The following is a 4,737-nucleotide window of genomic DNA, read 5'->3' on the forward strand; positions in this document are numbered from 1 at the left end:
ATTTTCTCTTTCTCGCTCCATACCCCTTTTAATGCTATATATTCTCATTAACCCTTTTAACCTTTGAATTAATTTTAGTTATTATGTACTACTTTAATGGCTTTTTTGATCTGTGACAGTTGAGGGTGCGGAATGTGGGCTTTAAAGCTAGAACACGAGGACGCGCACCTTGACTAGAAAATCCTAACCCTTCACGGAATATTTCGGGCATATAATAACGAACTGCATCTTCTTTATCCTTGTCCTCATAAATTACTCCCATTTGCTCAAGAATATTGACTGTAGTAGCATCCAGATTAAACTGTTCTAGGGAAAAAGGAATTTTTTTATCACTATATTCATGTAACCTTTCTGCCCAGCTTTTAAATATAGGATATTCTTCCTTAGACTCGTCAACTTTTTTCTTACTACAGGGTTCAAGCGCTCGTCGAATCGCTTGGGGAGGTAACAGTCTAGTATTCGACCATTTAGTAAATTGTATTTCTTCTTTTTTTTCTACAGTAATATTAGCAGCATGATACAAAAATCTCACAATATCCCGCGCTTGCAGTCTTCCATTAAAATCGGTTAAAGCTGCAAAAATCCAATTGTCTGACTTAGCTTCCCTTGCATTATCTGCTCCTAATTTTTTGCCCCAAAGTAATTCTAATTTTTCTTTTAAATCTTCAATTGAACAGCCGACTAAATCCTGAGAGTTAGCATTAATAACCGATGATTGTATGCAGAGCCAATAGGAAAGTTTAAGAAACGATTCTAGATTCCAAGATAGATCATAATTACGATATAAGTTTTCAAATTGTTGCGAGTTTTGTGTGATTGTATATCTCAAGAAATCTCGACGCAGAAAGACAATCAATCCGAGATTAGATTGCCGAATCTCTGATAATTTATGTGGATTGACCGGGTGACTTGGCTCAAAGCTGCCACAGTTTTCCACCGATTCAATAGATTTTTTCTCTCGCTTCTCCTCCGATAGGATTTAGTTTGAAAATTAGTTATTTATTTTGCTCTACTTGAAAAAAGGCTCCTAAGACACCGCCAAACCATCCTAAGGTAGTAAAGAAAGCATTTTGGATAATATCAGGAACGGCTTTATCAGGATAGATTAAAGGATAAATAATGATAAATCCAAAGGAAACAGCACAAACTATCATTAAAAGCCAATTAATTTTGATGATTAACTGATTTTTAATCTGATCTTGACTGGATTCGTCGGCATTTGTATTGATCTGATTGGTAGGTTCCAGAAAGGATTCATCAATATCAACAATGGGTCTAGTAGACGGAATTTTACCCAAAAAAGCAAATTTTAAAAACCTATTTAAAAATCTCTTGATTTTATTCATGGAGTTGCATCTACAGTGGTTCCATCTGATTCTAAACATTGTCCCGGACAGTTATAAATCCATCGATTGTTAGGTGCATCAAGCATGATTTTACTCTGATTAAGTATATCGCAACCGAGCAGGGCATAAGATTTTGAAAATCCGATTACTTCCAGATCATTAAATGTATAATTGCCGATGGTGATATTGAGAATATATGATTCTCTTAGGACGACGTTATTATTAGCATCTCTCACCCTTTGATGGCTGTACTCTAAATATCCAAGTCTGGCAATTATTGATTCAGGAATGCAAGTCATTGTTGCCCCACTATCCACAATTGCTTCAACTTCACCATAACGGGATGAGGAGGAAGGATTGACAACTTTTAGATAAGCTTTTGGTCTTGGTGTATAAGTAGACCCTTGAATATTCTCATATCGATCTGTGTACATGAATTAAACTCCGTTAGATGGATAATAAAAGATTTCTCTAAAGTCTATTCAACAATATCAAAGTAGGGAATGTCTATAATTCTATCTTCTTTGTCAACTTTCTTAAAGAACCTTGACTTTTCAGGATATTTCTCTCGAAGCTGTTGTAGTAACTCCTGCTTATTTTGGCAACTACCGACAAATTCCCCATCAACAAAAGCGACATATTGTCCTTCATTTTCTTTTAACCATGCTGGCTCTGATTTCAGTCTTTCGTAAGCAATAATATTTACATCTGAATCATAATAAATTTTCTCTAGATGGAGACGGGTTTCTGCTTCTGATGCTTGCAGACAATTAAGCCGATACTGTAGCATTTTTGGTATAAGTTTACTGCGAATATCTTCCTGTATATTAGGAGTCTTATCGATAAAAATATCAACGTCTAGGTTTTCTGCTAGTCTTCGGTTATTAGGATAAGCAGAAAGAATCGAAACAAACGCTTGACTGTTAATGCCTTTGATTTTTTCTAAGGCATCCAATCCCTCCTGTTCCCGATTGCTTCCCATGTGGACATCAAGAATGTAATAACCCGCTTCCTGCTGCTGAATTAAGGATATTGCTTCTTTTTCACTTCCGACTATTCTTATTTCCCAGGGCAGATTTTTTTTGATCGCTTCTTTGATAGCTTGTTGTAGGAAGAGATCATCTTCCATAACCACAATTTCTTGTTTGAGTAAAATGTCATCACACACAGTCATGGTATTTCTCCTTATTTGATTTGGCAAAATAGTTAAATTTAAATGTTTCGTTATTTTCTAAATTTTATAGCGTTTGAGAGGAATTCTCACATAAAATTTAGTTCCCTTGACGCTAGAGTCAAAGTAAATTTTTCCTCCATAACTTTTAATAATCTCATGGACAACATATAAACCTAATCCTGTACCCCCTTCTTTGGCGCGAGTGGTAAATCCTCTGGTGAAGATTTTATCCTGAATGTCCTTGGCAATGCCAATGCCATTATCTGCTACCATGATTTTAATATATTGAATTCCCTCTAAAGTATCAATACTGGTCATAATCGTGATCTCTCCCTTTTTGCGTTCAGCTTTTTGGATGGCTTTTTCCGCATTGGATAAGAGATTAAAAATAATATCTTTGATTTCTCTTTCATCAAGATTCATCAAGGGAATTGTTTTATCGTAGGTTTCGATAACTTGTATATCAGTATCACTAAAGGCAAAAGAAAAACCTCGAACTACTTCTTTCAGAGTTTGGTTAATATCAATGGATTGATTATTGGTGATTTCTAATTCCTGTTTTATTTCTTCAATTTGTTGATCTATCGATTCTTTCTGTTCTGCCACTATTCTTGCTCTTTCTTTGTTACTCAATCTATCTTCAGCAGAAATTGTCTCTAGGAATTGGGAAAAACTAATTAGCTTATTTTTATATTGATGTAAAATATTTTTACTCATTTGATCGTAACTAACCAAAACAGAAGCATTGAGAAAGCTTTCTCGAATATCATTGCGTTCTTGGCGAATTTGGCGAAATTCTTCGCTCATCTTGACTCTGGTAATGATGGCGGCTACATAGAGAGCTATGGTATCAAGAAAAACCCAATAATTATTGTAAAATTTATAATGATATTGCGTATAAACTGAGATAGTACCGACACATTCATTTTGAATTAACAAGGGCAAGCAAGCGAAGGATTTTAGTTTTTTGTTTTCAATCCATTCTTTGTTGTTAAACTTATGGATTTCTTCTCCAATATCAGGAAGAATTTTGGGTTGCTTACTTTTATAAACTTCGCCGACAATTTGACTGCCAGATTTGATCGAGCCATCTTTTCTCCCTTCTAAAAAATCTTCGTCGCCATCACAGGATTTTCCCATAATATTTAAACCATCTCCCTCGTCAGGAATGCGGATAATACAAACTTTATAAGGAGTAAAGTCGGTGGTGACTTTTTCCACAACAAATTGACAAACCTCACTCAATTTAAAATTTCTGTAATCGTTCTCTAATGTCACTAGATATTCCAGCAACTTCTTGTAAATTCTAAATCTTTCTTTTCTCCTGTTTTCCACGATAAAATTAGCGACAATTGTTCCAATTTGGGTTAACCAATAAACATCTTCAAGGGAAAATTTATCTTGATTAGCCTCAGCACTTTTATTCAAGACTTCAATAGTACCAAAAGTAGTATTTGGACCATTGAGAGGAACGGAAATACCACATTTTAACTGTCCGAGTTTTTGCAGATAAGGATTTTCGTTGATCATACTAGGATAATCAGCCAAAAGATCATTAGAATATTGGGGTTCTCCATAACCATATTCAGCTTCAAAGGCAGGAATCGCCTTACCAGAAAAACTTTCTTCGGGTTGGTATTGTTCATCCCGAAACCAATTTTTATCAATAGGATGATTATCTTTATCAACTCCATCAATACCAACGCGCTTGATCACGCCATCTTTGGATAAGAGAAATATCGAAGCTACTTGAGTATTTAAGCGCCGTCTCACTTCTGCTAAGGCTTTCTCGATTATCTCCTCGACAGTCTGGCAGCGCAGCAGGTTTCTACTCACTTCGTTGAGATTATGTAACTGATCGCGGAGCTTTTGTGTGTCCATATAATTGCGGAAGCTTGGTTTTGTTTCATTCTACAACGCTAAAATCAAGTCTTCCTTAAAATTTGCTGAGTTTTTATCAATTTTTTCCCCAAGTGTCAAAGCGTTTTTTAGTCAGGGTAAACGCGTCTTAACAATCCTTGACAGGAGTACCAGATTAGGATACCGCCAAAACTCTTTCTGTATAAGGGGTTTAAGCCTGACGGGGTGACAAGTATGCCCATAATCCTTATGGGGAAAGCTTTTGAGGGGAATCTTCTATAAAAAGATCGATTGGGTTCAAGTGAATCACTAACGGCAGAATGATACTTTCAGATTAGCTTATCGCTAATTACTTTC

5 protein-coding genes are annotated in these 4,737 nt (G+C 35.7%); all 5 read right to left on the reverse strand.

What is annotated here, in order from left to right; translation table 11 throughout:
* Positions 1 to 88 precede the first annotated feature (88 nt).
* Complete coding sequence (locus IM485_RS20720) at positions 89 to 829, reverse strand: hypothetical protein (protein ID WP_287745321.1); 741 nt, start codon at positions 827 to 829, stop codon at positions 89 to 91.
* Between the two features lie 166 nt (positions 830 to 995).
* The gene (locus tag IM485_RS20725; protein ID WP_104395910.1) at positions 996 to 1,346 is read right to left on the reverse strand and encodes a hypothetical protein; all 351 of its coding nucleotides are present in this window, start codon (positions 1,344 to 1,346) and stop codon (positions 996 to 998) included.
* On the reverse strand, positions 1,343 to 1,780 hold the full coding sequence (locus IM485_RS20730) for a retropepsin-like aspartic protease (RefSeq protein ID WP_287745323.1): 438 nt from the start codon (positions 1,778 to 1,780) through the stop codon (positions 1,343 to 1,345). The genes IM485_RS20725 and IM485_RS20730 overlap by 4 nt, the downstream gene beginning before the upstream one ends.
* Positions 1,781 to 1,824: 44 nt before the next feature.
* Positions 1,825 to 2,520 carry a response regulator gene (locus IM485_RS20735; RefSeq protein WP_002798630.1) on the reverse strand — a complete coding sequence of 232 codons (696 nt, stop codon included), beginning with the start codon at positions 2,518 to 2,520 and terminating at the stop codon, positions 1,825 to 1,827.
* A 57-nt stretch (positions 2,521 to 2,577) separates the two neighbouring features.
* The gene (locus tag IM485_RS20740) at positions 2,578 to 4,401 is read right to left on the reverse strand and encodes an ATP-binding protein (protein ID WP_002798629.1); all 1,824 of its coding nucleotides are present in this window, start codon (positions 4,399 to 4,401) and stop codon (positions 2,578 to 2,580) included.
* Positions 4,402 to 4,737 lie beyond the last annotated feature (336 nt).

This window comes from Microcystis sp. M169S2 (assembly GCF_020245865.1).
GTDB classification, from domain to species: Bacteria; Cyanobacteriota; Cyanobacteriia; order Cyanobacteriales; family Microcystaceae; genus Microcystis; species Microcystis ichthyoblabe_A.